This window comes from Curtobacterium sp. A7_M15 (assembly GCF_030705415.1).
In the GTDB taxonomy this organism is placed as follows: Bacteria; Actinomycetota; Actinomycetes; order Actinomycetales; family Microbacteriaceae; genus Curtobacterium.
Genome location: NZ_JAUZED010000213.1, coordinates 1 through 2,150, shown reverse-complemented (window position 1 = coordinate 2,150; position 2,150 = coordinate 1). Strand labels below are relative to the sequence as shown.

2 protein-coding genes are annotated in these 2,150 nt (G+C 70.2%); both read right to left on the bottom strand.

Going from position 1 to position 2,150, the window contains the following annotated elements:
• Nucleotides 1-200 precede the first annotated feature (200 nt).
• Nucleotides 201-761: a YceI family protein gene (locus Q7F20_RS18480; RefSeq protein WP_070416635.1), complete on the bottom strand. Its 561-nt coding sequence runs from the start codon at nucleotides 759-761 to the stop codon at nucleotides 201-203.
• Nucleotides 762-890: 129 nt separating this feature from the next.
• A complete protein-coding gene (locus Q7F20_RS18475; protein ID WP_305741515.1) occupies nucleotides 891-1,835 on the bottom strand; it encodes a hypothetical protein in 945 nt (314 codons plus the stop codon).
• Between the last annotated feature and the right edge of the window lie 315 nt (nucleotides 1,836-2,150).

Sequence of the window (2,150 nt, the reverse complement as noted above, 5' to 3'; positions counted from 1 at the left end):
GCGACGGGCGCGCTGCCGAGACGACGGGCGCGCAACCATCCGCCACTCAGCAACCCGCGGCCCACCGCCCAGGAACGACGAACGGCCCGGCTCCGTGGGGGAGGAGCCGGGCCGTTCGCCTCGGGTACTGCGGCGTCCTGCGGTTCGATGCCCTCAGGTCACGCGCAACGCGATGACCCGCGGGTCGGGATGACGAGGTGTCAGGCCGCCTGGAGGACGAACTGCACGTCGAGGTTGATCGTCACGTCGTTGCCGAGCGTGAAGCCACCGGCCTCGAGCGCCGCGTTCCAGTTCACGCCGAACTCGGTGCGGTCGATCTTGGTCGTGGCCTCGGCGCCGAACTTGACCTGGCCGTAGCCGTCGGTCGTGAAGCCGCCGAGCTCGGCCTTGAGGACGACCGGCTTGGTGACGCCACGCAGGGTCAGGTCGCCGGCGATGTGCAGGTCGTCGCCCTTGGCCTCGATGCTCGTCGAGCGGAAGGTGAGCTGCGGGTGCTCCTCGGTGAGGAAGAAGTCGCTCGTCTTGAGGTGCTGGTCGCGCTGCTCCTGGCCGGTGTTGATCGACGCGACGTCGATGTTCGCCTCGACGGTCGACTCGAGGGGGTTCTCGGCGGTGACGACGGTGGCGTCGAAGGTCTCGAACTTGCCCTTGACCTTGCTGATCGCGAGGTGGCGGACCGAGAACGTGACCTCCGAGTGGGTGGGGTCGATCTTCCAGGTGCCGGTCTGGTAGCCGGGGATGGTCGAGGCGGTGAGCGTCATGGTGACTCCTTCGAAGCGTGTGGACTGCGTTCCCGAGCAGGCGTCGGGCGGAACCACGATTCCATGCGCCTGCATCGAAGTTGATGCTAACCCATTCTGCACACGTTTGGTTGAAGCGTCAACCATTGTTCATCTCCATGGCGCTGGCCGGCGTGTCGGGCGCGGGTCGTGCCTCCCGGTCGAGGCACCGTCGAGGAGGCGACGGACGCGCGCGACGAGAGCGTCGACCGCCGGTCCGACGTCATCTGCGGTGGCGCGCAGCAGCCACCAGCCGGCGTCCTTCAGGTGCTCGCCGCGCGTGATGTCCTTGCGGAACGTGCGTTCGTCGGTTCGGTGGAGGTCGCTTTCGTACTCGATCGCGACCCGGGCGTCCGTGTAGGCGAGATCGACGCAGGCGATCCAGCGGCCCTCGACCACGACGTCGTGGTTGAGGACGGGTTGCGGCAGTCCGCGCCTCGTCAGGGCCAGCCGGAGCCTGGTCTCACCGGGAGAACGGGATCCCGGGCGCATCTCGGTGAGGGCTGCTCGCACGCGACGAATGCCCCTCGCGCCGCGGTAGCGACGAGCCGCGGTGACCAGCTCAGCATGGTCGCACCAGCCCAACCAGCCGATGAGCGCGTCTCCGACCACGATGAGTTCGTCGCGGCTCAGGAGGGTCGCGAGCGCGATGAACGTGTCGGCTGGGTGGGTCAGCGCGGCGGTGCCCGAGTGGACCACCTGGAGTCTGCCCCGGCGGGCGCGATGCCCGATCGTCCCGCGGACGCGGAGTGCTTGGTCCGTCCCGATCGTCGTCACGTGGACACGGGGATCGCGCTCGAGTCGGCGTGGGAGGGGGACGCCGAGGATCGCCGCGGCGGTCGTGTGGCTGAACGCCTGGTCCGACCGCAGGCGCGGCTGGACCGCTCGGGCGCGTTCGTCGTGCGTCTGCGGACGGGTCCAGGCGCGGATGCCGTGGAACGGTCGGAGGAACCTCCGTGATCTGAGGCGACCTTCGCTGACGCCGCGGTGCAGTGCCTCCCGCACGCGGAACGGTCGGCTGCGGAGGGCCATCGGGAACGTTGCGTCAGCGTGCATGGGGCCAGCGTGGTGGCTGACACGACTCCGCGACGGGCGCTCGCCGTGATCTGTGGATGGCTGACGGAGGCGGTCGATTGTGGACGGATGGCCGGACGGGCGGCCGCCCGGTGGCATGTCGGGAGGCGCGGTGCGAGCGGGTGGATTCCGCTCGGCCCCAGCGTGGTCGCGTGTGCATTCCGCCCGCTCGACGGTGGCGCGGCCGTCGCGTGCAGACGGGCTCGGAAGGCGCGGCGCGAGCGGGTGGATTCCGCTCGGTCCCAGCGGGGTCGCGTGCCCATTCCGCCCGCTCGCGCACCCGCCCGCTCGCGCCCG

Bases quoted from the DNA above. Each gene is read 5' to 3' on its own strand.
- Q7F20_RS18480 (WP_070416635.1), bottom strand. From the start codon at position 761: ATGACGCTCACCGCCTCGACCATCCCCGGCTACCAGACCGGCACCTGG.
- Q7F20_RS18475 (WP_305741515.1), bottom strand. From the start codon at position 1,835: ATGCACGCTGACGCAACGTTCCCGATGGCCCTCCGCAGCCGACCGTTC.